The sequence below is a fragment of the Micromonospora sp. M71_S20 genome (assembly GCF_003664255.1).
Taxonomy (GTDB): domain Bacteria; phylum Actinomycetota; class Actinomycetes; order Mycobacteriales; family Micromonosporaceae; genus Micromonospora.
On record NZ_RCCV01000001.1, the window covers coordinates 655,339 to 680,425 of the forward strand.

21 protein-coding genes are annotated in these 25,087 nt (G+C 75.0%); 5 read left to right on the forward strand and 16 right to left on the reverse strand.

Going from position 1 to position 25,087, the window contains the following annotated elements; all coding sequences use genetic code 11:
- Nucleotides 1-34: 34 nt before the first annotated feature.
- The 4 genes from DER29_RS03085 to DER29_RS03100 all read right to left on the reverse strand — a co-directional run bounded on the left by DER29_RS03085 (nucleotide 35) and on the right by DER29_RS03100 (nucleotide 2,839).
- Complete coding sequence (locus tag DER29_RS03085) at nucleotides 35-421, reverse strand: VOC family protein (RefSeq protein WP_121395931.1); 387 nt, start codon at nucleotides 419-421, stop codon at nucleotides 35-37.
- Nucleotides 418-717: a hypothetical protein gene (locus DER29_RS03090; protein ID WP_121395932.1), complete on the reverse strand. Its 300-nt coding sequence runs from the start codon at nucleotides 715-717 to the stop codon at nucleotides 418-420. Before DER29_RS03090 ends, DER29_RS03085 begins: the two co-directional genes overlap by 4 nt.
- Nucleotides 718-885: 168 nt before the next feature.
- Nucleotides 886-2,115, reverse strand: a complete 1,230-nt coding sequence (locus DER29_RS03095) for a cell wall metabolism sensor histidine kinase WalK (RefSeq protein ID WP_121395933.1) — start codon at nucleotides 2,113-2,115, stop codon at nucleotides 886-888.
- Nucleotides 2,116-2,170: 55 nt separating this feature from the next.
- On the reverse strand, nucleotides 2,171-2,839 hold the full coding sequence (locus tag DER29_RS03100; protein WP_121395934.1) for a response regulator transcription factor: 669 nt from the start codon (nucleotides 2,837-2,839) through the stop codon (nucleotides 2,171-2,173).
- A 149-nt stretch (nucleotides 2,840-2,988) separates the two neighbouring features.
- Here DER29_RS03100 and DER29_RS03105 point away from each other — a divergent pair, with 149 nt between their 5' ends.
- Nucleotides 2,989-4,284 (forward strand): peptidase C39 family protein, encoded by a 1,296-nt coding sequence (locus DER29_RS03105; RefSeq protein WP_121395935.1) that lies wholly within the window; start codon nucleotides 2,989-2,991, stop codon nucleotides 4,282-4,284.
- Nucleotides 4,285-4,336: 52 nt separating this feature from the next.
- Here the strand turns inward: DER29_RS03105 and DER29_RS03110 are convergent, their stop codons facing one another.
- Both DER29_RS03110 and DER29_RS03115 read right to left on the reverse strand, forming a co-directional pair.
- Entirely contained in the window at nucleotides 4,337-5,635 is a 1,299-nt protein-coding gene (locus DER29_RS03110; RefSeq protein ID WP_158618960.1) for a PQQ-binding-like beta-propeller repeat protein, read from the reverse strand.
- A 168-nt stretch (nucleotides 5,636-5,803) separates the two neighbouring features.
- The gene (locus DER29_RS03115; protein ID WP_121395937.1) at nucleotides 5,804-7,096 is read right to left on the reverse strand and encodes a PQQ-binding-like beta-propeller repeat protein; all 1,293 of its coding nucleotides are present in this window, start codon (nucleotides 7,094-7,096) and stop codon (nucleotides 5,804-5,806) included.
- A gap of 106 nt (nucleotides 7,097-7,202) precedes the next feature.
- Here DER29_RS03115 and DER29_RS03120 point away from each other — a divergent pair, with 106 nt between their 5' ends.
- A complete protein-coding gene (locus DER29_RS03120) occupies nucleotides 7,203-9,056 on the forward strand; it encodes a hypothetical protein (RefSeq protein WP_121395938.1) in 1,854 nt (617 codons plus the stop codon).
- Between the two features lie 79 nt (nucleotides 9,057-9,135).
- On the opposite strand, the gene DER29_RS03125 is transcribed toward DER29_RS03120, so the two are convergent.
- Nucleotides 9,136-10,926 carry a hypothetical protein gene (locus DER29_RS03125; RefSeq protein ID WP_233599624.1) on the reverse strand — a complete coding sequence of 597 codons (1,791 nt, stop codon included), beginning with the start codon at nucleotides 10,924-10,926 and terminating at the stop codon, nucleotides 9,136-9,138.
- On the reverse strand, nucleotides 10,926-12,896 hold the full coding sequence (locus DER29_RS03130; protein WP_370040026.1) for a hypothetical protein: 1,971 nt from the start codon (nucleotides 12,894-12,896) through the stop codon (nucleotides 10,926-10,928). The genes DER29_RS03125 and DER29_RS03130 overlap by 1 nt, the downstream gene beginning before the upstream one ends.
- 189 nt (nucleotides 12,897-13,085) lie before the next feature.
- Between DER29_RS03130 and DER29_RS03140 the strand changes: the two genes are divergently transcribed.
- A complete protein-coding gene (locus DER29_RS03140; protein ID WP_121395940.1) occupies nucleotides 13,086-14,279 on the forward strand; it encodes a hypothetical protein in 1,194 nt (397 codons plus the stop codon).
- 69 nt (nucleotides 14,280-14,348) lie between these two features.
- On the opposite strand, the gene dxs is transcribed toward DER29_RS03140, so the two are convergent.
- The 4 genes from dxs to DER29_RS03160 form a co-directional block, all read right to left on the reverse strand.
- A complete protein-coding gene (gene dxs, locus DER29_RS03145; RefSeq protein WP_121395941.1) occupies nucleotides 14,349-16,301 on the reverse strand; it encodes a 1-deoxy-D-xylulose-5-phosphate synthase in 1,953 nt (650 codons plus the stop codon).
- Between the two features lie 125 nt (nucleotides 16,302-16,426).
- A complete protein-coding gene (locus DER29_RS03150) occupies nucleotides 16,427-17,596 on the reverse strand; it encodes an anhydro-N-acetylmuramic acid kinase (RefSeq protein WP_121395942.1) in 1,170 nt (389 codons plus the stop codon).
- A 9-nt stretch (nucleotides 17,597-17,605) separates the two neighbouring features.
- Nucleotides 17,606-18,859 (reverse strand): class I SAM-dependent RNA methyltransferase, encoded by a 1,254-nt coding sequence (locus DER29_RS03155; RefSeq protein ID WP_121395943.1) that lies wholly within the window; start codon nucleotides 18,857-18,859, stop codon nucleotides 17,606-17,608.
- Nucleotides 18,856-20,931 carry an APC family permease gene (locus DER29_RS03160; RefSeq protein ID WP_121395944.1) on the reverse strand — a complete coding sequence of 692 codons (2,076 nt, stop codon included), beginning with the start codon at nucleotides 20,929-20,931 and terminating at the stop codon, nucleotides 18,856-18,858. The genes DER29_RS03155 and DER29_RS03160 overlap by 4 nt, the downstream gene beginning before the upstream one ends.
- 162 nt (nucleotides 20,932-21,093) lie before the next feature.
- On the opposite strand from DER29_RS03160, the gene DER29_RS03165 reads away from it, so the two are divergent.
- Both DER29_RS03165 and DER29_RS03170 read left to right on the forward strand, forming a co-directional pair.
- Complete coding sequence (locus DER29_RS03165) at nucleotides 21,094-21,759, forward strand: TrkA family potassium uptake protein (protein ID WP_121395945.1); 666 nt, start codon at nucleotides 21,094-21,096, stop codon at nucleotides 21,757-21,759.
- A 2-nt stretch (nucleotides 21,760-21,761) separates the two neighbouring features.
- On the forward strand, nucleotides 21,762-22,451 hold the full coding sequence (locus DER29_RS03170; protein ID WP_121395946.1) for a TrkA family potassium uptake protein: 690 nt from the start codon (nucleotides 21,762-21,764) through the stop codon (nucleotides 22,449-22,451).
- Between the two features lie 40 nt (nucleotides 22,452-22,491).
- Here the strand turns inward: DER29_RS03170 and DER29_RS03175 are convergent, their stop codons facing one another.
- From DER29_RS03175 to dut, 4 genes are all read right to left on the reverse strand, one after another.
- Nucleotides 22,492-23,175: a DUF3159 domain-containing protein gene (locus DER29_RS03175; RefSeq protein WP_121395947.1), complete on the reverse strand. Its 684-nt coding sequence runs from the start codon at nucleotides 23,173-23,175 to the stop codon at nucleotides 22,492-22,494.
- Nucleotides 23,176-23,206: 31 nt separating this feature from the next.
- Nucleotides 23,207-23,587 carry an OB-fold nucleic acid binding domain-containing protein gene (locus DER29_RS03180; protein WP_121395948.1) on the reverse strand — a complete coding sequence of 127 codons (381 nt, stop codon included), beginning with the start codon at nucleotides 23,585-23,587 and terminating at the stop codon, nucleotides 23,207-23,209.
- A 127-nt stretch (nucleotides 23,588-23,714) separates the two neighbouring features.
- Nucleotides 23,715-24,383, reverse strand: a complete 669-nt coding sequence (locus DER29_RS03185; protein ID WP_121395949.1) for a DUF3710 domain-containing protein — start codon at nucleotides 24,381-24,383, stop codon at nucleotides 23,715-23,717.
- 25 nt (nucleotides 24,384-24,408) lie between these two features.
- Nucleotides 24,409-24,996, reverse strand: a complete 588-nt coding sequence (gene dut, locus DER29_RS03190; protein WP_233599625.1) for a dUTP diphosphatase — start codon at nucleotides 24,994-24,996, stop codon at nucleotides 24,409-24,411.
- Nucleotides 24,997-25,087: the final 91 nt, after the last annotated feature.

The following is a 25,087-nucleotide window of genomic DNA, read 5'->3' on the forward strand; positions in this document are numbered from 1 at the left end:
GCCCGCCCACGACGGTGGACGGACCCCTTTCGCGTCAGCCCGTCGTGGCGGCCCGCTCGGCGGCGCTGCGCAGCACGCAGAACTCGTTGCCCTCCGGGTCGGCGAGCACCACCCAGCCCGAGCCGTCGGCGCGGCGCTGGTCGGCGACCTGCGTGGCACCGAGGGCCACCAGGCGCGCGACCTCCTCGTCCCGGGTGCGGTCCGTGGGCTCCAGGTCGAGGTGGAGGCGGTTCTTCACCTCCTTGCTCTCGGGCACCGCCACGAAGAGCACCTCCGGGCCACCCGGGGGCAGCAGCATGGCCTCCGGGTCGCCGGGGAAGTCGTCCGGCTGGCGGGAGCAGCCGAAGACCTGCCCCCAGAAGCCGGACAGCGCGTACGTGTCGCGGCAGTCGATGCTGATGTTGTGGATCCGTGCGCTCACGGGTGTACCTCCTCGATGGTCGTACCCGCCCGCTCCGCCGCGGCGAGGCCGGGCACCCGCGCGACCTCCCGGTTCCGGCCGGCCGGTCCGGGGCGGGCGTGCACCCGGTCCCTGACCGCCTCGGCCTCGGTCACCTGCGGGAAGAAGACGTTCGGGGTGGTACCGCCCGGCGGCGGCAGCACCGCCGCCGGGTCGCCGGGGGCGTGCCGGGCGTGCCCGGGCACCGCCGGCCGCAAGCCGGAGCGGGCATGGGTGTCGTGACAGTCGAAACTGACGTGGTGGATCCGTGGATACACAGGTTCCTCCGCTGAGGATGGAGGCGCCCCGCGTACGGGAGAGTCAGCCGGCGAGACGGGGCGCGGAGATCATGACGGTGGACATCGACGCACCCCCCCTCCGGTCCTCGAGCTGACGCCATGATCCTTCCACCGGGCCCGCCCTCCCCGCAACCCCGGGGTGGCCCGTCACCGCCGGGCGACCGGCTCCTGGGCGGTGACGGCCGGGGCGGCCTCCGCCGCCGGCAGGGTCACCGTGACCTCCAGCCCGCCACCGGGCTGGGCGATCACCTTCACGGTGCCGCCGTGCGCGTCGCAGACCGCCCGGACGATGGAGAGCCCGAGGCCCGAGCCCCGCGCGCCGGTACGCTCCCGACCGCCGCGCCGGAACGGCTCGAACAGGCCGGGCACGTCGGCCTGGTCCACCTCGAAGCCGGTGTTGCCGACCACCAGCCAGGACCGGCACCCGTCGGAGCCGGTGCGCACCCAGAGCCGGCCGTGCAGGTGGTTGTAGCGGATCGCGTTCTCGATCAGGTTGCCGGCGAGTCGGTCGAGCAGCCCGGGGTCACCGACGACCGGCGCGGACTCCAGCGAGGTCTGCACCCGCAGCTTGATCCGCTCCACCTCCCGGCGTACCGCCGACAGGGCGTTGGCGGTGCCGGCGGCGAGGTCGCACTCGGTGCGGCGGCCCAGCCGCCGGCCCGCCTGGGCCTCGCTGCGGGCGAGCACCAGCAGGGCGTCGACCAGCCCGTTGGCCCGCTCGGAGGCGTCCCGGACGACGGTGGCCATCCGGCGGTACTCGGCGGCGTCCGCGTCGTCGTCGCTGAGCGTCACGTCGATCTCGGTACGCATCACCGCGAGCGGGGTCCGCAGCTCGTGCGAGGCGTTGGCCACGAAGCGCTTCTGCGCCTCGAAAGCGGCGGCGATGCGATCCAGCATCTCGTCGAAGGTCGCCGCCAGCTCGGCCACCTCGTCGTCGGCGCCCGAGTAGCCGATCCGCTGGTCCAGGGTGGTCTCGCCGAGCCGGCGGGCGGTCGCGGTGACCTGGTGCAGCGGGCGCAGCGCCCGACCGGCCACCGCGTACGCGCCGGCCACCCCGACCACGCTGATCGCCAGCAGCGCCACCAGGCCCTTGGCCAGCAGCTCCGCGCTGGCGGCGTCGACCAGTTGGCGCTGCCACTGCGCGGCGTCCAGCGACCGGCCGTCGGCCAGCACCACCATGGTGCCGGACAGCAGCTCGTCGGTCGGGCGCAGCGCGTCGCGGACCAGCAGCCAGGCCAGCAGCACCAGGATCGCGCCCGCGCCGACCAGCAGCACGCCGTTGAGCAGGGTCAGCCGCAACCGCAGGGTGGGTCGCAGCCTGGTCCGCCGGCCAGCCTTCGGCTGCGCCTGTGGCGCCCGCGCTGTGGACGCGCTCACCGTGCCACCTTCGTTCGCGACTGCGGGGCTCGCAAAACCGGCTCACTCCTCGCGCTCATGCCGACGCCTCCGCCGTGCGGTAGCCCGCACCGACCACCGTCTCGATCAGCGGCGGGTCGCCGAGCTTCTTGCGCAGCGTCATCACGGTGACGCGGACGATCGTGGTGAACGGATCGGTGTTGGCGTCCCAGACCCGTTCCAGCAGCTCCTCGCTGGAGACCACCGCGCCACGCGCCTTGAGCAGCTCGCAGAGCACACCGAACTCCTTGTTGGTCAGGTCGACCGGCTGGCCGCCCCGGGTGGCCACCCGGCGGGCCGGGTCGAGGACCAGATCGGCGAGTTCGAGCACCGGCGGCGCGGCCGGGGTGGCCCGGCGGCCGAGCGCCTGCACCCGGGCGACCAGCTCGTCGAAGGCGAACGGCTTCGGGAGGTAGTCGTCCGCGCCGAGCTGCAACCCCTCCACCCGCTCGGCGACGGTGCCGCTGGCGGTCAGCATCAGCACCCGGGTGAGCGTGCCGGAGGCGGCCAGCTCGGCGCAGATCTGATCACCGTGCACGCCGGGCAGGTCCCGGTCCAGCACCACCACGTCGTACCGGGTGACGAACGCCATCTCGTGGCCGCTGTCGCCGTCGTAGGCGACGTCCACCGCCATGCCCCGCTTGCGCAGCCCCCGCGCGATCGCGTCGGCGAGGTTGCGCTCGTCCTCGACCACCAGTACCCGCATCCCGGCCTCCTCGCGCCCCTGACCACCCACAACCTAGTGCCGGCGACCAAACCGGGCCGCACCCGCCGTCCCGGTCCGACCCCGTTGCAGAAAACCTTCGTCGTACGCGATGCTCTTGGCGGCAACCTTCACGACGGACGGGAAGACGCATGACCGACGCGGCGCCGACGATCCGACGGGACGTCACCTACCGGGGCTTCCGCCTCCCCGGCGACGCCGGGCTGGGCAGCCTGTCCGGGCTGCGCGCGGGCGGGCGGGGCCTCGAACTGGCCGACCCGGTCGACCGGCTCGACCACACCGACGCCGACGGCCGCACCCGCCGGTACGCGGCCGGCAGTTGGACGTCCCCACCCGTGCCGGTCGACTTCGCCGTGCGCGACGTGGTGCCCTCGTGGAACGGGGACACCCCCGGTGACTGCTGGCTGCGGGTGGAGTTGCGGGGCTGGCGCGACGACGCGCCGGCCACCGGGTGGTACGTCCTCGCCGACTGGGCGGCCGACGACCACGCGATCCGCCGGACGTCCGTGCCCGGGCAGCGCGACGCCGACGCCCGGGTGGACACGGACACGCTGGTGGTGACGGGCGCGACCGTCACCGGCTGGCAGGTCCGGGTGACCCTGCTCCGGCCGGAGGACGCCGACGCGACCCCGGTGCTGCGCGCGGTCGGGGCGGTCGCCGCGGGCCCGCGCCCGACCGCCGCGGCCGGGCCGTCCCGACCCACGGGGGAGGGCGCCCCGCCGGTGGGGGCCGGGCCCGCCCCGGTCGCCGGGCCCGGGTCCCGCGCGCCGGGTCCGGCGCCTGCCGGCGGGTCCGCCGCGACGACCCCGGTCGCCTGGGGCACGGTGCTGGAGGTGCCGCGGTACTCGCAGCGGCTGCACGCCGGCGCCCACCCGCAGTGGGGCGGCGGCGGGGACTCGTGGTGCAGCCCCACCTGCACCTCGATGGTGCTGGCCTTCTGGGACGCCGCCCCGGCCCCGGCCCGGTACGCCTGGGTGGCCCCGGCCGGCCCCCGCCCGGTGGTGGTGCACGCCGCGCGGCACTGCTACGACCACGCCTTCGCCGGGGCCGGGAACTGGCCGTTCAACACCGCGTACGCGGGCCTGCACGGTGTGGACGCCTTCGTCACCCGGCTGCGGTCGCTGACCGAGGCGGAGGCGTTCGTGGCCGCCGGCATCCCGCTGATCGTCTCCGCCGCGTTCCGGGTGGGCGAGGTGCCCGGGTTGGACTACGACACCGCCGGGCACCTGATGGTGCTGGTGGGCTTCACCGCCGCGGGCGCGCCGGTGCTCAACGACCCGTACGCCCCGGACGACGACGCGGTGCGCCGGACCGTCGACCGGGACCGGTTCGAGGCCGCCTGGCAGGGTGGCAGCGGCGGGGTGGCGTACGTGCTCCGGCCGCCCGGCGTGCCGCTCCCCCCGGCGCCGGAGCAGCCCAACTGGTGACCCGCCGGCGCGGCCCGGTGCGGCGGCCGGGCCACCCGGCGCCGCGCCGGGCTCAGCCCGGGTAGTGCCAGACGCCGAACCCACCGGCGCGCAGCCGGCACACCACCGCGTCCGCGCCGCGCCGGCAGTCGGCCATGGCGTCCCGCAGCACGTCGAGCACCCGGGCCTCGCCGGCGGCGGCGTCCAGCTCGGCGACCGTCAGCCCGCTGCCGGCGGCGGCCGGCCGGACGACGAGGGGCCGGTCCTTGTCCTGCCCCCAGATCAGCTGCCACGTGCCGAGCTCGGCGACCACCCGGCCGGTCGCCGCGTCGAGCAGGACAAACCTCTGCCCGAGGGGCCCCGGCTCGATCGCGAGCAGCCGCCCGTCCCGCTCGTCCAACACCCCCGCCCACTGGCCCCCGGTCCACCGGACGGCACCGGTGGCGGGGTCGAGGACGCTGAATCCGCCGTTCTCCCTGTTGACGCAGATCACCGCGCCGCAGTCCTCGACGTGGGCCACCGCCGGCAGGCTGGTCTCCCATCGCTGCCGGAGCCCATCCAGCCCGTACGCGGTCATTAGGCCCCTCTTCACCTGCCCGACCAGCAACAGGCCGTGGGCCACCGCCAACTGCGCGCGCCCGGACAACTCGCCCATGCCCAGGTCCCGCGCGTGCAGCAGCTCGCCCGAGCGGGCGTCGCGCACCTCGACCCGGCCCCGCTCGGCGATCACCGCGATCCGGTCGACCAGCCCGTTTCGGAGGTCGTACAGCGCGCCCTCGCGCGGTGTCCGGGTCGACCAGAGCGCCCGCCCGGAGGCCGGGTCCACCGACCGCACCGTGCCGCCGTTATCACCGACGGTCTGCAGCAGCAGCGCCCCGCCCGGCTCCCACCAGGCGTGGCCGGGCTGCCGCCAGCGCACGCCACCGGTGGCGGCGTCGAGCGCGACCGTCTCGCCCGAGTCCTGGTCACCGACGACCCCGAACAGCACCACGCCCGGCCCGCTCCGGGCCTGCCAGATCCGGGCGGTCGTCGCAAGCAGGGCGCGCCACAGTGGAGCCAGCGGCCGACCGGCGACCGGCGGCCGACCGGGCAGGGCGTACGCGAGCACCTCGGCGGTGCCCGCGGTCTCCCCCTCCGCACGGTCGACCACGTAGAGCCGGTCACCGTGGAGGAACGCCTCCGCTCCCGCGCCCGCCGGGACCACGAGCGTGTCCCGCTGCGGTGCCGGGGCGGCGCCGGCCACCGTCGCCACCACCAGCGCGAGCGCCAACGCGACCCGCAGCGGCCGACCGACGGCGCGGGGCGCGCGGGGTGGCGGTGCCTCCTCCCAGCCCGGCTCGTCACGCAGCTCGCCGAGGTCGATGACCGTCACGTGCCGTCCTCCCCCCGGCGGCGGCCGTCCCGCGCCGACGTACTGGCCATCGGAGCCTATGTCCTGTTCGGCGTTCTCGTGTGCCTGCCATGCTGCTCGGCCCACAGGCCCCGGAGCATGCCAATTGGTGACCGGCGACGCGGCCTTCGGCGGCGGGTAGCGCCGGGCTCAGCCGGGATAGCGCCAGACGCCGAGGTCGCCGGGGAGCCGCCGGCGCGCCAGCGCGTCCGCACTGCTGCGGCAGTCCAGGATGGCCTCCCGCAGCACGTCGAGCACCCTGGCCAGACCCGCGGCGACGTCCAGCTCGGCGACCACCAGCCCGCCGCCCTTGGCCACCCGGACGGCGAGGAGCCGGTCGTCGTCGTACCACGGCAACAGGGTCCACACGCCCAGGTCGGCGGTCACCCGACCGGTCGCGGCGTCGAGCACGCTGTACCGCTCCCCGAGGGGCGCGGTCTCGATCGCGAGCAGCCGGCCAGCCCGCTCACGCAGCACCGCCGCCCACCGGTCCCCGGTCCACCGGACGGCACCGGTGGCCGGGTCGAGGGCGCTGAACCCGCTGCTCTGCCTGTTGGCGCAGATCATGGGGCCGCACTCTTCGACGTGGGCCACCATCGGCAGGCTGATCTCCCACCGTCGCCGGAGCCCGTCCAGCTCGTACGCGGTCAGCACACCCGCCGCCGGCCGGTGGACCAGCAACAGGCCGTGGGCCACCATCGTCTGCTGGGGCCCGGGCAGCTCGCCCAGGCGCAGGTCCGCCGCGTGCAGCAACTCGCCCGAGCGGGCGTCGCGCACCTCGACCTGCCCCCGCGCGGGACCCATCACGATGCGGTCGATCCGCCCGTCCCGGACGTCGTACATCGCAGGCATTGGCCGTGTCCGCGCCGACCAGATCGCCCGCCCGGAGGCCGGGTCCACCAGCCGCACAGTGCCGCCGTCCTCCCCGCCGGACTGCATCAGCAGCGTCCCGGCCCGGTCCCACCGGGGGTAGCCGGGCTGCCGCCAGCGCTCGCGGCCGGTGGCGGCGTCGAGCACGAGTGACTGCGTGCCCTGCACATCGGCAATCGTGAACAGCACCACGCCCGGCCAAGCCCGGCTCTCCGAGATCCGGCCGGAAGTCCGGACCAGGGCGCGCCACAGTGGAGCCGACGGCCGACCAGCGGCCAGCGACCTCTCGGGCAGGGCGTACGCGAGCACCTCGGCGGTGCCCGCGGTCTCCCCCTCCGCCCGGTCGACCACGTAGAGCCGGTCACCGTGAAGGAACACCTCCGACCCCGGGCCGGCCGGCACCACGACCGCGATCCGCTGCGGTGCCGGGGTGGCGCCGGCCACCGTCGCCACCACCAACGCGAGCGCCAGCGCGACCCGCAGCGGCCGGCCGACGGCGCGGGGCGGACGGGGCCGCCGCGCTTCCTCCGAGCCCGGCTCGTCACGCACCTCGCCGAGGTCGATGACCGTCACGCGCCGTCCTTCCCGTCACACCGCACCCGTCGATGGACCGGCAAATCGGCCGGGGAGACACCGGCCCGACAAAAACGACGCCGCAGCGCCTGTACGATGGCGCGTCGTGGCTGTGCCGGTGGTAGACCCCTCGCTGAACTCCGTCTCCGAGCCCGTCGCGGCCGAGCCGACGCGCCGGCCCCGGCGCAGGCCCTCCCGCGCCGACGTACTGGTCATCGGAGCCTATGTCCTGCTCGGCGTTTTCGTGTGCCTGAACTACTGGGCGGACGTGCAGAACCGGGTGTCGTCGCACCTGCCCACCGACCACAGCTGGTTCGAGTGGCTCTTCTCGCACGGTGCGTACTCGGTGCGACACCTGGAGAACCCGCTGTTCACCGAGCGGCAGAACGCCCCGGACGGGGTGAACATGATGGCGAACACCTCGCTGCTCGGGGTGACGCTGCCGCTGGCGCCGCTGACCATGCTCCTCGGCCCGCAGGTCATGTACGCGCTCTACCTGGGCGGCGCGCTGGCCGCGACCGCCGGCACCTCGTACTGGATGCTGTCGCGGCACCTGGTGCGCTCCCGCGCGGCGGCCTTCGTCGGCGGCGCGTTCCTCGGCTTCGCGCCGGGCATCGTGCACCACGCCAACGGCCAGCCCAACTTCGTCTCGAACTTCCTGCTGCCGCTGATCGTGGTGCGGGTGCTCCGGCTCGGCGAGCCCGGCCGGTGGCGGCGCAACGGCATCGTGCTCGGCCTGCTGGTGGCGTACCAGATCTTCATCAACGAGGAGATGCTGCTGCTCACCGCGCTGGCCTGCCTGGTCGTCGTGCTCGCGTACGCGATCATGCGGCCGGCGCGGACGCGGGCGGTGGCCGGCACCTTCGCCGCCGCCCTCGGCGTGGGCGGCGGGTTGGCCCTGCTGCTGACGGCCTACCCGATCTGGTTCCAGTTCAACGGACCGCAGTCCTACCGGGGGTTGCAGGGCGGGGTGTTCCACAGCTGGGGCGAGGACCTGGCCGCCTTCGTCACCTTCGCCCGCGACACCGTGGCCGGCGACGAGGCGGTGGAGAAGACCATCGGGCTGACCGAGCAGAACACCTGGTTCGGCTGGCCGCTGGTGCTGCTGTCGGTGGTGGCGCTGGTGCTGCTGGTCCGCCGCTCGCTCGCCGCCCGGATCCTCGCGGTGCTGGTGGTGGTCTTCACGGTGGCCTCGATCGGCCCGAAGGTGCGGATCAACGGGGTGGAGACGGAGACGGACGGCCCGTGGGCCTACGTCTCCGACGACCTGCCGCTGGTCGAGATGATGATGCCGACCCGGCTGGCCCTGGTGGTGGCGGCGGCGCTGGGCGTGCTGCTCGCCCTGGCCTGGGACACCGTCGCCGGCTACGGCCGCCCGCCGGTGCCGGCCCCCCGCGCCGGCGACGACGCCGTCGACGCCGCCGGGCCGCGCCGCCGCTGGCTGCGGCCGGTCGGGTACGCGGCCGTCGCGCTCGCCGTCCTGCCGCTGTTCCCGCGTCCGCTGCCCGCGCAGCCCGTCGACCCGCCGCCGCACTTCATCACCGCCGGCGGCTGGCGCCCGTACGTGCCGCAGGGCCGGACCCTGGTGCCGGTGCCGATCCCGAGCAACGTGCACGGCCTGCCCACGCTGCGCTGGAGCGCGCTGACGCAGCACGCGTTCCCCGTGCCCGGCGGCTACTTCATCGGGCCGAACGAGCTGGGCGAGGGCGTCTTCGGCGCGCCGAACCGGCCGACCAGCACCCTCGTCTACTCCACCATGGACAAGAACGCGGTACCCGCGCTGACCGACGAGAACCGCCGCCAGGCGGTCGAGGACCTGCGCTTCTGGCGGGCGTCCGTGGTCGTTCTCGGCGCGCATCCCCGCGAGGCGGTCCTGCGCGAGCTGATGACCGCGTTGATCGGCCCGCCCCAGCGCATCGACGACGTGTGGCTCTGGGACGTCCGGCCGCTCGTCGGCTGAGCCGTCGACCGACCGGTGGCGGGGCTGAGCCGTCGACCGGCGGGAGGCCGGGGCCGGGCCGTCGCGCGGAGCCGGGACGTCAGCCCACCAGCGGGCGGACGTCCCAGACGTGGGCGCCGGCCACCTCCCGGCCGGGCCCGAGCAGCGCGTCGACCGTACGGCGCACCGGGTCGCCGTGGTGCAGACCGCCCTGCACCACCACAGCGGCGCGCCAGTGCCGCAGGTCCTCGACCGCCTGCCGGCGGTGCTCGTCGGTGACCACCGGCACCTCGCCGGTCTCGGCCACCCGGCGCAGCAGCGCGGCGGTGGGGCGGTCCGGGGCGCCCCACCGGGCGGCCGGATCGTCGGCGGCCCGGGGGCCGATGAAGTAGCCGCCCGGAGCCGGGAAGGCCAGCCCGGTGCGCGCCGACCAGAGCATCGCCGGGCTGACCCCGGCGCCAGTCACCGGCGGCACCGGAACCAGGGTCCGGCCCGGCGGGACGTGGGCCCGCCAGCCGCCCTCGGCCACGAACGCCGGCACGGGCCAGGCCGGCACGGTCCGGATCGGGGTGGGGGTCAGCGGCAGCAGCGCGGCGGCCACCGCCCCGCCCCAGAGCAGCCGCACCGGCACGCCGGCCGCCCGCGCTCCGGCCGCCGGCTGGGGGCGCAGCCGGTCCAGGGACAGGGCCAGCAGGATGCCCAGCACCGGGACGCAGACCAGTGGGAAGCGCGCCGGCACCGCGTGGTCGAGCAGCGGCAGCTCGGCGACCAGCCGGTACGGCCCGGGGATGCCGGTGGACGTGCCGTCCAGGCGGACCTGCTCGCCCAGCGAGAGCAGCGCGAAGAGCAGCCCGCAGGCGGCCAGCGCGCGGACCAGCGGCCGGCGCCACAGCCAGATCACGATCACCACGGCGAGCACCAGCAGCCCCGGGCCGAAGAAGGAGTTCTCCTCGGTGGGGTTCGGCGCGAGCAGGCCGGGCAGGTGGTCGTCGCCGAGCACCGTCTGTCGCGCCGAGGCGGTGAACGACGCGGCGTCGAGCTGGTAGCCGTACGCGTGGAAGGGCATCCCCCGGTAGTGGCCCGGGCCGAAGAACTGGAACCACAGCGGGTACGCCAGCAGCGGCAGCGCCACCGCCACCCCGACCGCGAGCCGGCCGAGCAGCGCGGGCGCCAGCCGGCGCGCCGTCGCCCGGTCGGCCGCCGCGTACGCCAGCGCGAACGTCCCGGCGGCGAGGACCAGGAAGACCAGCACCTCCTCGCCGAGGAAGAGCTGGTACGCCACGAGCAGCCCGAGCAGCGTGCCGTGCCGCCACACCCGGCGCGGGTCCGGATGGAACACCAGCGCCAGGATCACCGGCACCAGGAACTGCGCCGCCATGTGCAGGTGCGCCCCGGCCTGCGCGACCATGCCGGGGGCGAAGCCGCAGAAGAGCCCGCCGACGGCCGCCGCCGCCCGGGAGTCGACCAGCCGGCGGCGCAGCAGCGCGTACCAGGCGGTCGCGGTGCCGGCGAGGCAGCAGACCACGGCCACCAGGAACGCGACCTGCGAGCCGAAGAGCAGGGTGACCGGCGTCAGCGGCACGCCCAGGCCCAGCACCGAGGTGTTGGCCATCAGGTTGACCCCGTCCGGGGCGTTCAGCTGCGCGCTGTACAGCGGGTTCTCCAGGCCCGTCACCGCCCGGGCCGCGCGGGCCAGCATCCACTCGAAGAGGATCTGGTCCCCCGCCTGGTGGAACAGCCGCCCGGGGCGACCCCACTGGCCGCAGGTCAGCAGCACCGCCAGGGCGAGGTAGCCGGCGACGACCAGCGCGTCCGGCGCGCGTACCGGCAGCCGGCGGGACCGCCGGGCGGGTGCCGCCTCGGCGGTGCCGGTCGCCGCCGGTGCGGTCATCAGGTCGGCTGGTCGGTCAGCGCCCGGACGTCCCAGACCCAGACGTCCAGCTCCCGGCGGCCGGGACCGACCAACTGCTCGACGGTGCGCCGCAGCTGCTCGGAGTGGTGCTGGCCGACCGGGAGCACCAGGATGGCCGCCCGCCAGTGCCGCAGCTCGTCGAGCGAGCGGCGGCGCTGCCGGTCGTCCAGCTTCGGGATGCGGCCGGTCGAGGCGACCTCCTCCAGCAGTCGCCCGACGCCGCTGGGCCGGCCGCCGAAGCGGCCGGGGTCGCCGGTGTTGCCGTTGCGCGGCGCCAGGAAGTAGCCGCCGGGGATCTTGAAGTCGAGGTTGGTCGAGGCGGCCCAGCGCATCCCGTGGGTGTGCCCCATGTTCGGCACCGGGATCGGCACCAGGGTCTGGTCCTCACCGACGTAGCCGCGCCACCGGTCGGCGGTGATGAAGTCCGGCACCGGCGGGCGGGAGGTCACCTTCAGCGGCATCGGCGCGATCGGCAGCAGCGCGAGGACGAGCCCGGCCACGGTGAGCGTACGCAGCGTCCGCCGCTCGACCGGCAGCGTCCGGGAGCGCTCGACGGCGAGCGCCAGCAGGATGCCCACCACCACGCTGGTGATCAGGCCGAACCGGGTGGGCACCACCGCGTCGAGCAGCGGCAGCCGGACCAGCCACTCCCAGGGCCCGGTGAACAGCTCGCGGTCCCACCAGGACACCCGCTCGCCGAGGGAGAGCACCGCGAAGAACGCCCCGGTCGCGGCGAGCGCCCGCACGAGCATCTCCCGGCGCAGCCAGGCCACGATGCCGACGGCGATCAGGGCGAGGCTCCAGCCGAAGAAGGCGTTCTCCTCCGAGTAGTTCGGCGCGAGGTTCACGTTCGCGCGTTCGTCGCCGCCGATCGTCGGCGAGCCGGGCGCGAAGAAGGCCGCGATGTCGTTGCCGTAGTCGCGCACCGCGTCGCTCAGGCCGTGGTACGCCATCGGCCCGGCGAACTGGACGTAGAGCGGGTACGCCAGCAGCGACCCGGCGAGCACGGTGCAGATCGCGAGGGCCTTGGCCAGCGGTCGCCACGCCGCCGACCAGAGCGCGGGCCGCTGGGCGAGCACGGCGAGCAGGAACACCCCGCAGGCGAGCGCCGTGAAGAGCAGGATCTCCTCGTTGATGAACGCCTGGGCGGTGACCATCAGGGCGAGCAGCACGCCGTCGCGCCACGGCCGTCGGGACCGGGTGATGACCAGCACCCGCCAGACGATGAACGGCAGCAGGAACTGCGAGATGATGTTGGGGTGCCAGTTGGCGTGCGACAGCATCGCCGGCGAGAACCCGCAGAACCAGCCGCCGACGGCCGCCGCCAGCGGGCTGCGCACGACGTGCCGGGAGAGCACGAAGTACCAGGCCGAGGCGGTGCCGGCGAGCGCGAGCGTGACCAGCACCACGAAGGTCACGGCCGGCCCGAAGAGCAGCGTCACCGGCACCATCGGGATGCCCAGCGCGAGGATGGCCGTGTTGGCCATCAGGTTGACCCCGTCGGGGTAGTTGAACTGCTCGGTGAAGAACGGGAACTCGCCGTGCAGCACCACGCGTACCGAGTGGGCGAGGAAGAACTGCACCTGGGCCGGGTCGCTGCTGTAGAGCGAGGCCACCCGGCCGGCCGGGTCCACCCAGATCTGGCTGGTGACCCACACCGCGGCGAGCAGGAACAGGCCGAAGACCGTGAGGTCCTGCCGCCGCCGGGTCCACCGCCGCGGCCAGGCCGCGCCGTCCGCCCCGCCGGCCTCGCCGGAGGGGGCGGCCGCGTCGGTCGCTCCGGTGGCCACGGCCGCGCCGGGGGCATCGGCCCCGTCGGCCGGGTCGGCCCCGCCCGGCGTACGGTCACCGACGCCGTCGCCCACGGGCGGCGCCACGGGTTCGGACGCGGGGGCCGCGGCGGCGTCGGATTCCGACCAGGATTCGGCGCGGGTCTCGGCAGGCGTCACAGTCGGCGGAGTCTACCCGAGCGGGACATTCACCCTGAAACCACGGCAGTGTCCTCTGTGGTCGGCGTCGATCACCGCCCGCGACCTGCGCACGGACGGTGGGCGAGGTGGCGCGTTCCCGTGATCCGACATCTCGTACTATGGCGCTTTCCGTTGAACGACGGCTGAGGCGATCGAGGGGGCGTACAGGTGGCTCCAGTCCGCCGGCGCGGCATCACGGCCACCGCTCTGCTGACCCTGCTGCTCACGGCGACCGCCTGCGGTCCGGTGGCCGACCGGCAGCCGGGCGACCTGCGGGTCGGCTACGACAGCCTGGACGGCGACCTGACGGTCTGGCCGCCACGCGGCACCCTGGCGGGCGACACCACCGTCAGGTCGGCCGTGACGGAGGCGGTACGCGACTGGCGGTCACCGGCCGACGACCGGGTGCACCTGCCCACGTCCGGGATCCTCTGGTCCGGCGAGGTCGGCGGTGCGCCGCTGGCCCTGGTCGCCGCGGACGTGCCCGGCGAGAGCGCCTCCTGGCTGCTCCAGGTCACCGCCGAGGGCGGCCGGTACGCGGTCACCCGCGCCGTCGAGTACACCGACCCCGGCTACCTCGTCTACTCCGACGTGCTCCCCGTGCACACCTCCGACGGGCGGCGCTACCTCACGTCGGGCCGGGTGCAGCGGCTGCTCGGGCCGGACGGCCGCGCCCTGCGGCACACCGACGGCCTCACCGAGCCGGTGGACGTGCCGGCCTGCCGGGCGGTGCCGGTGACCGCCACGCTCCGGGCCACCGAGGCGCTGCCCCGGGGCCGGGCCGCCGACCGGCTGCTGGACCTCGGCACCGGCACCACCGACCCGCGCTACCCCCTCGTACGCGACGAGAGCGGCTCCGGCAAGCGGGCCCTCACAGGGCTGGACACCTGCGCGCTCGCCGGCGAGGAGGGCCCGTTCGGCAGCGTCCCCCGGCGCATCGGCGACCGGGACGCGCCGCGCTCGGTGCCGTCGTCCTGGCCGATGACCAAGCTGACCGTACGCACGCTGGGCGAGGTCGCCCTCGGCGGCGGCGAGCCGGCGGAGCTGGAGCAGCTGAGCTGGGAGACGGCCGACGGCACGATGACCGCCGTGGTCTACCGCCCCGCCGACGGGGGCACGCCGGTGGTCTCCCCCGCCGACCGGGCCAACCCGTTGCAGACGTACACGCTGCCGGTGCCGGGGCAGCCGCTGGCCGTGCTGAGCTGGCGGCCGACCGCCGACAGCTCGCTGTCGACGCCGCCGGACACGCTCCGGCTGGTGGACCGGCCGGGGCTGGTCGTGGTGCCGATGCCGACCCGCTCGGAGACGTTCAGCCTCGCCGAGGCGGAGAAGACGCACTACCGCTCCCTCGGCGGTCGCTGACCCGGCAGGCGAGACGCCGACGGCGGGTGGCCCGGTCTCCCGGGGCACCCGCCGTCGGCGGTCGCAGGCTCAGTTCTGCGCGGTCGCGTCGTCGGCGGTGATCACCGGCTCGACGGGCTCGACGTCCAGCCGGGAGATCCAGCCGGTGACGTCGCGGGCCACGTCCTGCGCGGTCAGGCCGAGGTCGGCGAGGATCTGCGCGCGGGTGCCGTGCGGGTGCCAGTCGGCCGGTACGCCCAGGTCCTTCAGGGGCACCCGGACGTCGGCGTCCCGCATCGCCTGGGCGAGGGCGTCGCCGACGCCACCGACCCGGACGCCGTCCTCGACGGTGACCACGAGGCGGTGCCCGGCGGCCAGCTCGACCAGCTCGGCCGGGACCGGGCGGACCCAGCGCGGGTCGACCACGGTCACGCCGAAGCCCTGCCCGGCGACCCGGGTGGCCACCTCCATGCCCAGGTGGCCGAAGGAGCCGACCGCCACCAGCAGCACGTCCTTGCGCGCCGACTCGGCCAGCACGTCGACGGTGCCCACCCGGCGCACGGCCGGCAGGTCGGCGGCGACGGTGCCGGTCGGGAAGCGGACGATGGTGGGGCCGTCGTCGACGGCCACCGCCTCGCGCAGCTCCTCGCGCAGGGTGGCGGCGTCGCGGGGCGCGGCGATCCGCAGGCCCGGCACGACCCCGAAGACGGACATGTCCCACATGCCGTAGTGGCTGGGCCCGTCGGGGCCGGTGATGCCGGCCCGGTCCAGCACGAAGGTCACCGGCAGCCGGTGCATGGCCACGTCCAGCAGGACCTGGTCGAAGGCGCGGTTGAGGAACGTCGCGTAGACCGCCACCACGGGGTGCAGCCCGCCCAGGGCCAGGCCGGCGGCCGAGGTGGCCGCGTGCTGCTCGGCGATGCCCACGTCGTAGACCCGGTCCGGGTGCTTGCGGGCCAGCTTGGCGATGCCGGTCGGCTCGGCCATCGCGGCGGTGATGCCCACCACGTCGGGCCGCTCGTCGGCGATCGCGACCAGCTCGTCGGCGAAGACGTGGGTCCACTTCACCGACGGGGCGGCGACCAGCTTGCCGGTCTCGATGTCGAAGGCGCTGCCCGGGCCGTGCAGGCAGTCGGCCTCGTCCTCCTCGGCCGGGCGGTAGCCGTAGCCCTTGCGGGTGACGGCGTGCACGATCACCGGGCCGCCGAAGTTCTTCGCCGCGCGCAGTGCCGACTCGACCGCGGTCACGTCGTGCCCGTCGACCGGGCCGACGTACTTGATGCCGAGGTCCTCGAACATCGCCTGCGGGGCGACCGCGTCCTTGATGCCCCGCTTGACCGCGTGCAGCACCTCGTACATCGGCCTGCCGACCAGCGGCGTCGAGCCGAGCGCCTCCTTGACGGTGTCGAGCACCTTCTCGTAGCCGGGGTTGAGCCGCAGCGACGAGAGGTGGTCGGCGAGGCCGCCGATGGTCGGCGCGTAGGACCGGCCGTTGTCGTTGACCACGATCACCAGCGGGTTGCGGGCGGTGGCGATGTTGTTCAGCGCCTCCCAGCACATGCCGCCGGTGAGCGCGCCGTCGCCCACCACGGCGACCACGCTGCGCTGCTCGCCCCGCAGCGCGTACGCCTTGGCCAGGCCGTCGGCGTAGGACAGGGCGGTGGAGGCGTGCGAGTTCTCGATCAGGTCGTGCTCGCTCTCGGCCTGGCTCGGGTAGCCCGAGAGGCCGCCGCGCTGGCGCAGCTTGTCGAAGCCGGTCTGCCGCCCGGTGAGGATCTTGTGCACGTACGCCTGGTGGCCGGTGTCGAACAGGAGCCGGTCGCGCGGGGAGTCGAAGACCCGGTGCATGGCCAGGGTGAGCTCGACCACGCCCAGGTTGGGACCGACGTGCCCGCCGGTGCGCGAGACCTTGGCGATCAGGAAGTCCCGGATCTCGGCGGCGAGGACGTCCAACTCCTCGGCGGACATCCGCTTGACGTCCTGCGGACCCCGGACGGTGGCCAGCAGCCCGGTGTGGTGGACCGTGCCCTCTTCAACGCTCATGACGCAAGAGTCTATCGGCCGCCCGGTACTCCGCAGCCCGGCCCGCACGCCCGCCCACCGGCCGGGGGTGCTGAGCGCCTGGTCAGCCCCTCAAGGATCGCGGCCGGTCGGGACGCCTGCCGTGGTCAGGCCGCGACCCGCAGCCGCCGGGGCGCCGGGACGGCCGGGGCGTCCCGGTACGCCGGCCCGGACGGGGTCCAGGAGCCCAGCACGGCGGCCCGGGCGGCGCCGGTCACCGAGGGCAGCGCGCCGGGCAGCCCGTGCCAGGAGAGCCAGCCCAGCAGCGCGAACGCGTACGCCTCCTTGGCCTGCGCGGGCACCCCCAGCTCGTCGGTGGTGCGCAGCCGCCAGCGCCCCGCCCCGAGGGCGGCCAGCCGGGCGGTCAGCGTGGGGTTGCGCACCCCGCCGCCGGCCGCCACCACCTCCGCCACGCCGTGCCGGTCGCACTCGGCGGCCACCACCCGGGCGGTCAGCTCGGTCAGGGTGGCGAGCACGTCGTCGGCCGGCACCGGCTCGCCGAGGGCCGCCAGCCGGGCGTCCAGGTAGCCGGCGTGGAACAGCTCCTTGCCGGTCGACTTGGGCGGCGGCGCCGCGTAGTAGGGCTCGGCGAGCAGGGCGTCGAGCAGACCGGGGTGCACCCGACCGGCCGCCGCGCGGGCGCCGTCGAGGTCGCAGGGCCGCCCCAGGAGGCGCCGGGCCGCCGCGTCGAGCAGCGCGTTGGCGGGCCCGACGTCGTACCCGAGCACCGGCGCGCCCGGCGCGAGGACCGTGAGGTTGGCGATGCCGCCCAGGTTGAGCGCGGCGCGCGGGGCCGCGCCGTCCGCCGGGTCGAGCAGCAGCGCGTCGAACGCCGGGACCAGGGGCGCGCCCTGCCCGCCGGCGGCGACGTCCGCCGAGCGCAGGTCGCTGAGCACGGGTACGCCCACCCGGGCGGCCACCCGGGCCACCGCGCCCAGTTGCAGGGTGCCCTGGGCCCGCCCGTCGGCGACCCAGTGGAAGACCGTCTGCCCGGGCGAGACCACTGCGTCGACCGCGCCGCCGGCCAGCTCGACGCCGAGGGCCGCCGCCTCGGCGAAGACCTCGCCCAGGCGGTTGTCCAGCCGGCAGACCGCCTCGACGGTGGTGCTCCCGGGCGGCAGCAGCGCGCCGATCGCTTCGCGCAGCCCGTCGTCGTAGTCGAGGCCGCGGTGCCCCAGCGGGCGCAGCAGCAGCGTGTCCCCGTCGAGGGTGAACTCGGCGGCGGCCACGTCCACCCCGTCGTAGGAGGTCCCCGACATCAGCCCGACGATCTTCATCGCGTCAGGCTAGCGGGCGGCTCCGTCGGGCGGCAGGAGCAGACCGACCAGCTCGACGTGCTGGGTCATCGGGAACAGGTCGAAGCCGCGCAGCGCGGCCAGCCGCCAGCCCAGCCCGGCGAAGGTGCGCACGTCGCGGGCGAAGGCGGCCGGGTCGCAGGCCACGTACGCCACCGCGCGCGGCCCGGCGGCCACCACGTCGCGCACCACCCGGGCGCCCGCGCCGGAGCGTGGCGGGTCGAGCACCACCACGTCGACCGGGCCGGTGATCCGGCGGCGGGCCAGCGCGGTCTCCACCCGGGCCGGCACGACCTCCACCCGGGGCAGGTCGCGCAGGTTCTCCCGGGCGGCGGCGACGCCCTGCGCCGCCGACTCGACCAGGGTGACGCGGCCCGCCTCGCCGACCCGGCCGGCGAGCGCGGCGGCGAAGAGTCCCGCCCCGCCGTAGAGGTCCCAGGCCCGCTCCCCCGGGCGCGGGTCGACCAGCCCCAGCACGGCGTCGACCAGGGTGTCGGCGGCGGCCGGGTGGACCTGCCAGAACGACGACGCCGGCAGCGTCCACTCCCGGCCGGCCGCCACCTCGCGGACCCGCTCCGGGCCGCTCACCGTGCGGGGCACCCCGTCGGCGACGGCGGTCACGGCCACGTCCCCGCCGGTGGAGGCGACCGTCTCGACCGCGTCCGCGTCCGGCCAGCGCGTCCCGGTCGGGGCCAGCACGGGCAGCTCCCGGATCGCCGGGTGGGCGATCAGGCAGCGGTCGATCGGGACCACCTCGTGCGAGCGGTGCTTGAGCAGCCCGGCCCGGCCCGCCCCGTCGACGGCGTAGCGGACCCGGGAGCGCCAGCCCAGCGGCCCGCCGGACAGCGCCTCGACCCGGACGCCGAGGGCGTCCAGCTCGGCGTCGGTGAGCCCGCCGAGGCGGGTGAGCTGCTCACGCACCACCGCCGCCTTCCAGTCGAGCTGGGCGGCCGGGGCGACGTGTTGCAGGTCGCACCCGCCGCACCGGCCCGGCTTCGCGTACGGGCAGGGCTGCTCGACCCGGTCCGGCGCGGCCTCGAGCACGCTCACCGCGTCGGCCCGGACGAACCCCTTGTGCACCTCGGTGACCTCGGCGACCACCCGCTCGCCGGGCAGCGCGTGCCGGACGAAGACCACCTGGCCGTCCACCCGCGCGACGCAGTGCCCGCCGGGTGCGACCGCCCCGACGGTCAGCTCGACCCGCTCGGCCTCCTCCAGCCCCCGGCCGTTCCCGTGCGCGGTCACCGTTCACCTCCACCACTCGGGCCGCTCTCGCCGGGCGGCGCGGACACGACGGGCGGGACGCTCGGCGGCAGGGTGCCCCGCGGCGCGACCCGGGGGCCGCGTGCCGGGCCCCGGGTCAGTGTGGCGTCCAGCCGGTCCAGGTCCTTGCCGGCGGTCGAGGCGAGCTGCCACGGCACGCTGGTCACCATCACCCCCGGTTCGAAGAGCAGCCGGCCCTTCAGGCGCAGCGCGCTCTGGTTGTGCAGCAGGTTCTCCCACCAGCGCCCCACCACGTACTCCGGGATGAAGACCGTGACCACGTCGCGCGGCGACTCCCGGCGGACGCCGGCCACGAAGTCCAGGATGGGGCGGGTGATCTCCCGGTACGGCGAGTCGACCACGGTCAGCGGGACGGGCAGGTCCCGCCGCTCCCACTCCGCCTGCAACTCCCGGGTGTCCTTCTCGTCGACGTTGACGGTCACCGCGGTCAGCGTGTCCGGCCGGGTGGCCCGGGCGTACGCGATGGCCCGCAGCGTCGGCTTGTGCAGCTTGCTGACCAGCACGACGGCGTGGTTGCGGGCGGGCAGCACGGCGCGGCCCTCGTCCGGCGGGGTCAGCTCGGCGGCGACCCGGTCGTAGTGCCGGCGGATGGCCAGCATCAGCACGTAGATCATCGCCATCGCGGCGATGGCGATCCACGCGCCGAGCAGGAACTTGGTGACGAGCACGATGACCAGCACCGCGCCGGTCATCGCCATGCCGAAGGTGTTGATCGCCCGGGACCGGAGCATCCGTCGGCGCGCCTGCGGGTCCCGCGTGGTCCGCAGGTGGCGGTTCCAGTGCCGGATCATGCCGGCCTGGGAGAGCGTGAACGACACGAACACGCCCACGATGTAGAGCTGGATGAGCCGGGTCACCTCGGCCTGGAAGCCGACGATCAGCACGATCGCGGCGACGGCCAGGAAGACGATGCCGTTGGAGAAGGCCAGCCGGTCGCCGCGGGTGTGCAGCTGCCGGGGCAGGTAGCGGTCCTGGGCGAGGATCGAGCCGAGCACCGGGAAGCCGTTGAACGCGGTGTTCGCGGCGAGGAAGAGGATCAGCGCGGTGACCCCGGCGACCACGAAGAGCAGCACCGAGCCGGAGCCGAAGACCGTCTCCCCGAGCTGGGTGGTGACGGTCTTCTGCACGTACCCCTCGGGGCCGGAGATGATCTGCAGCCTCGGGTCCTCGACGAACTGCAGGCCGGTGAGGCGGGACAGCCAGATGATGCCGACCAGCATGGCCACCGAGATGGTGCCGAGCAGCAGCAGCGTGGTGGCCGCGTTGCGGCTCTTCGGGGCCTTGAACGCCGGCACCCCGTTGGAGATGGCCTCCACGCCGGTCAGCGCCGCGCAGCCCGACGAGAAGGTGCGCAGCAGCAGGAAGACCAGGGCGAAGCCGGTGACGCTGTGCTCGGCCTGGATCTCCAGGCCGGCGCTGGGCGCGCGCAGGTCGTGGCCGAGCACGAAGACCCGGACCAGGCCGGTGAGCAGCATCCCGACTATCACGATGATGAAGCCGTAGGTGGGGATGGCGAAGGCCGTGCCGGACTCCCGCAGGCCGCGCAGGTTCACCGCGGTGAGCAGCACCACCGCGGTGACCGCGATCAGCACCTTGTGGGTGGCCACGAACGGCACCACCGAGCCCAGGTTGGCCACCCCGGAGGAGACCGAGACCGCGACCGTGAGCACGTAGTCCACCAGCAGCGCGCTGGCCACCGCGACCCCCGCCCGGGGGCCGAGGTTGACGGTGGCCACCTCGTAGTCGCCGCCGCCGGAGGGGTAGGCGTGCACGTTCTGCCGGTAGCTGGCCACGACGGTGAGCATCACCACCACGACGGCCAGGGCGATCCACGGCGAGAAGAAGTACGCCGAGGCGCCGGCGATGGAGAGGGTCAGCAGGATCTCGTCGGGCGCGTACGCGACGCTGGAGAGCGCGTCGGAGGCGAACACGGGCAGCGCGATGCGCTTGGGCAGAAGCGTGTGCTTCAGCCGGTCGGACCGGAACGGTCGACCGAGGAGCAGCCGCTTCAGCAGCGAGGTGGGTCTGGCCACAACCGCCAAGCGTACGACCACCCTGGTGGGCGTCGCGGGGTGGTCGATCGCGGCGGGGCGGACCCGCGGAGTACCGTCGGTCCCCGCCCACGCCGGGAACGTGGCAGGCTCGCAGACGGCACGCTCACCGGCCGGGCGTTGCGCACCTTGAGGAGGGACGCGGTGCATGTCGTGATCATGGGTTGTGGCCGCGTCGGCTCGACCCTCGCCTACAGCCTGGAGTCCCGGGGGCACTCGGTCGCGGTCATCGACCAGGACGCCGACGCCTTCCGCCGGCTCGGCCCCGACTTCGCCGGGATCACCGTCACCGGTGCCGGCTTCGACGGGGAGGTGCTGCGGCAGGCCGGCATCGAGCGGGCGGACGCCTTCGCGGCCGTCTCCAGCGGCGACAACTCCAACATCATCTCCGCCCGGCTCGCCCGGGAGACGTTCGGCGTGTCCCGGGTGGCGGCGCGGATCTACGACCAGCGCCGCGCGCAGGTCTACGAGCGGCTCGGCATCCCCACCGTGGCCACCGTCCGGTGGACCGCCGACCGGATGCTGCGGCACCTGGTGCCGGAGGGGAACGTGGAGATCTTCCGCGACCCGACGAGCACGGTGTCGATCATCGAGGTGCCGGTGCACAAGGACTGGGTCAGCCGGCCGGTACGCGCCCTGGAGGGGGCGACCGGGGCCCGGGTGGCGTACCTGATCCGCTTCGGCATCGGCACGCTGCCCACCCCGTCCAGCGTCGTCCAGGAGGGCGACCAGCTCTTCATGCTGGTCACCGACGACATGGCGGCGACGGTCACGTCGGTGGCGGCGGCGCCGCCGGAAGGAGGGCTCTGAGCATGCGCATCGCCATCGCCGGCGCGGGCAACGTGGGCCGCTCGATCGCCCAGGAGCTGATCGACAACGGCCACCAGGTGATGCTCATCGAGCGCCAGCCCAGGATGCTCCGGCCCGACCGGGTGCCGGCGGCCGACTGGGTACTGGCCGACGCCTGCGAGCTGGCCAGCCTGGAGGAGGCCGACATCGCCGGCTGCGACGTGGTGGTCGCGGCCACCGGGGACGACAAGGTCAACCTGGTGGTCTCGCTGCTGGCCAAGACCGAGTTCGCGGTGCCCCGGGTGGTGGCCCGGGTCAACCGGGCCGAGAACGAGTGGCTCTTCACCGAGCAGTGGGGCGTCGACGTCGCGGTGAGCAAGCCGCGGGTGATGGCCGCCCTGGTCGAGGAGGCGGTCACCGTCGGCGACCTGGTCCGGCTGATGACCTTCCGGCAGGGCGAGGCGAACCTGGTGGAGATCACCCTGCCGCCGACCGCCCCGTACGTGGGCGAGTCGTTGCGCGCCGTCCCGCTGCCCCGCGACTCGGCGCTGGTGGCGATCCTGCGCGGCAAGCGGGTGCTGGTGCCCACCCCGGACGATTCGCTCGAGGCCGGCGACGAGCTGATCTTCGTGTGCACCGCGGAGGTCGAGGACGCGGTCCGCGCGGTGGTGCTCGGGGCGGACAGCGTCGAACGTACCCGCGAGCAGCGCTGAGCCTGCGGTTCAGCCGCCGGGCGGTGCTGAGGCGGCGGCCTCAGCCACCGGGCAGCGCCTCGGGCTCCGACTCCCGGGTCACCCGCCGGACCGTCCAGACCGTGATCAGCAGCAGCAGCACGTACGGCGGGTAGCCCAGCACCAGCCGTGCCACGCCGAGGGCCGTGTCCTGGTGGGCGAGGTAGAGCCCGGCCTGTACGCCCACCTTGGCCAGCCACACCACGCCCCAGAGCACGGTGAGCCCGGTGAAGGTCCGCACCAGGCGCGGGTCGTCGCGCCACTCCGAGCGGCCCTTGGCCACCAGCACCGACCAGATCCACCCCACGAGGGGCTGCCGGATGGCCGCCGAGACGAGCAGGGCCAGCCCGTAGCCGATGCCGTAGAGGATGCCGGGGAGGTAGAAGTCACGTTCGTCGCCGGTGCGCCAGGCGATCGCGGCGCCGACGGCGACGCCGAAGAGCCCGTTGACCGCGTGCCGGACCGGCCGGCGCTGCGCGAGCCGCAGACCGGCGATCACGAGCGCCACCGCCACCGAGGCGATCACGGCGGGCCGCAGCTCGCCGATGATGTTGGCCAGCACGAAGACGACCACCGGGATGCTGGACTCGACCAGCCCTCGCCAGCCGCCGAGCTGGTCGGCCATCTGCTCGGCGAGGGTGGGCAGCGGCTCCTCGCCCTGCGGGTCGCTCTCCGGCTGTGCCGCCCGGTGCTGTCCCGTCGTCATCGCACGCCTTCCGTCCGCCGCGGCCACCGGGTCACTTCGGCGGTTCCAGCTCGTAGTACGGGTTGTAGATCACCTTGCGGTCGTCCCGCAGGGCCACCCGGCCGCGCGCGGTCAGGTGGCGACCGGGCTCGATCCCGGCGATGTGCCGCCGGCCCAGCCAGACCAGGGTGACCACGTCGCTGCCGTCGTAGAGGTCCGCCTCCAGCGTGGGCAGGTTGGTCCGCGGGGTGTAGACGACCGTACGCAGCCGCCCGGCCACCGAGACCAGCTGGCCCCGCATGCACTGCCCGGCCGGGACACCGCCGTGCTCGGCGCTCTCCCGGCGCAGCTCCTGCGCCTCGATCTCCGCCTCGCTCGCGGTGAGCCGGCGCAGCATGCGGCGCAGCGGACCCCGGCCCTCGTCGGTCGACATGACCTCCGCGTCACCCTCTCCACGCTGGGCCGACGCGACGCCGGCACCCGGGACGGCCCCGGCGGCGCCGGAACCGTCCCGCCAGCGTACGCCGACGGGGCCGGTCCCGGCGCGTCGTGACGGACGGTCAGGCCTCGCGGGGCGCGGGCGCGGGGTTGCCGTCGGCCGGCGCCCCCTCGACCGCCTGGTCGGCCACCTCGCGGGGCAGCCGCAGCGGCAGCGGCTCGCGCACCGGCTTGGCCTCCTGGCCCCGGTCGACCACCAGGCCGTCGAGGCACTCGGCCAGCGGGCCGGCGGCGGCCGGGTTGGTGGCCACCTCGCCCTGGTAGACGCCGCGGACCATCCAGCGCGGCCCGTCGATGCCGACGAACCGCAGGTCGGTCAGTCCGTCCGGGGTACGCACCCGGGCGTGCAGCTCGATGCCGTACTCGCCCTGGACCTCCTGGGCCGCCGCGCCGTCGTTGAACAGCGACTGGCGGATCTCCTCGCGCACCTCGTCCCAGATGCCCTCGGAGCGCGGCGCGGCGAAGACGCCGAGCTGGAGCGCGTTCGGACCGTGCACGAGCACGACCTGCTGGATCACGCCCTCCGGGTCGGCCTGCACCCGCACCTCGACGTCGCGCACCGCCGGGATGTGCAGGCTGCCCAGGTCGAGCCGCTGCACCCCCTCGGGCGCCTCGGAGATGTCGTACGGGCCGCGGGCCGGGGTCGACTCCTCGTTCGAGTCGAGGACCTCGGTCGTCCGCTCGTCGCGGGCGTGCCGTCCGGCACTGTCCCGCTTCCGGGAGAAGATCACTGCGCCAACCCTCCGCTGTTCGGTCTCACCCTGCCACCTCTTCCGTCCGGCCGTCTGCCCGGTCCCGCTCTTCCCGCCGGGCGTCCGGCACGTCCGGCGCCCGCCGTCCGTCCGGTGCCTCCGGGGCCGCTGCCGGCCCGCCACCGGTCGGGGACGACATTAGGCCGGCGTGGCCGCCCGTGGAGCCGTGCCCGCCGGTCCCGCGCCGGGACGCGGTCAGCTCGGCCGCCGGCCGGAAGTCCGCCCGCGCCACCCGCTGCACGACGAGCTGCGCGATCCGGTCGCCACGGGAGATCTTCGCCGGTGTCTCCCGATCATGGTTGATCAGGTTGACGAGGATCTCACCCCGGTAGCCGGCGTCGACCGTACCGGGCGCGTTGAGCACCGTCACGCCGAGTCTGGCCGCGAGCCCCGAACGGGGGTGGACGAGACCCACGTACCCCTCGGGCAACGCGATCGCCACGCCGGTCGGGACCAGGGCCCGGCCGCCGGGTGGCAGCTCGACGTCCGCCGCCGCCACCAGGTCTGCCCCGGCATCGCCGGGATGGGCGTACGCCGGCAGCGGCAGCTCGGGGTCGAGCTGCCGTACGGGCACGGGTACGACGTCGGTCACGGTTCCCCTCTTCCGTCCGTTTTGCTGGGGTGACCCTGCCATCCTGCCGGTTCGGCCGCCCGTCGTGCGCCGTACCCTCGCAGGAGTGAGC

What these genes read in the sequence shown, in the direction of transcription:
- DER29_RS03175 (WP_121395947.1), bottom strand. Translation starts at nt 23,175, where the DNA reads ATGACGACGGGACAGCACCGGGCGGCACAGCCGGAGAGCGACCCGCAG.
- DER29_RS03180 (WP_121395948.1), bottom strand. Translation starts at nt 23,587, where the DNA reads ATGTCGACCGACGAGGGCCGGGGTCCGCTGCGCCGCATGCTGCGCCGG.
- DER29_RS03100 (WP_121395934.1), bottom strand. Translation starts at nt 2,839, where the DNA reads ATGCGGGTACTGGTGGTCGAGGACGAGCGCAACCTCGCCGACGCGATC.
- dxs (WP_121395941.1), bottom strand. Translation starts at nt 16,301, where the DNA reads ATGAGCGTTGAAGAGGGCACGGTCCACCACACCGGGCTGCTGGCCACC.
- DER29_RS03170 (WP_121395946.1), top strand. Translation starts at nt 21,762, where the DNA reads ATGCGCATCGCCATCGCCGGCGCGGGCAACGTGGGCCGCTCGATCGCC.
- DER29_RS03150 (WP_121395942.1), bottom strand. Translation starts at nt 17,596, where the DNA reads ATGAAGATCGTCGGGCTGATGTCGGGGACCTCCTACGACGGGGTGGAC.
- DER29_RS03125 (WP_233599624.1), bottom strand. Translation starts at nt 10,926, where the DNA reads ATGACCGCACCGGCGGCGACCGGCACCGCCGAGGCGGCACCCGCCCGG.
- DER29_RS03105 (WP_121395935.1), top strand. Translation starts at nt 2,989, where the DNA reads ATGACCGACGCGGCGCCGACGATCCGACGGGACGTCACCTACCGGGGC.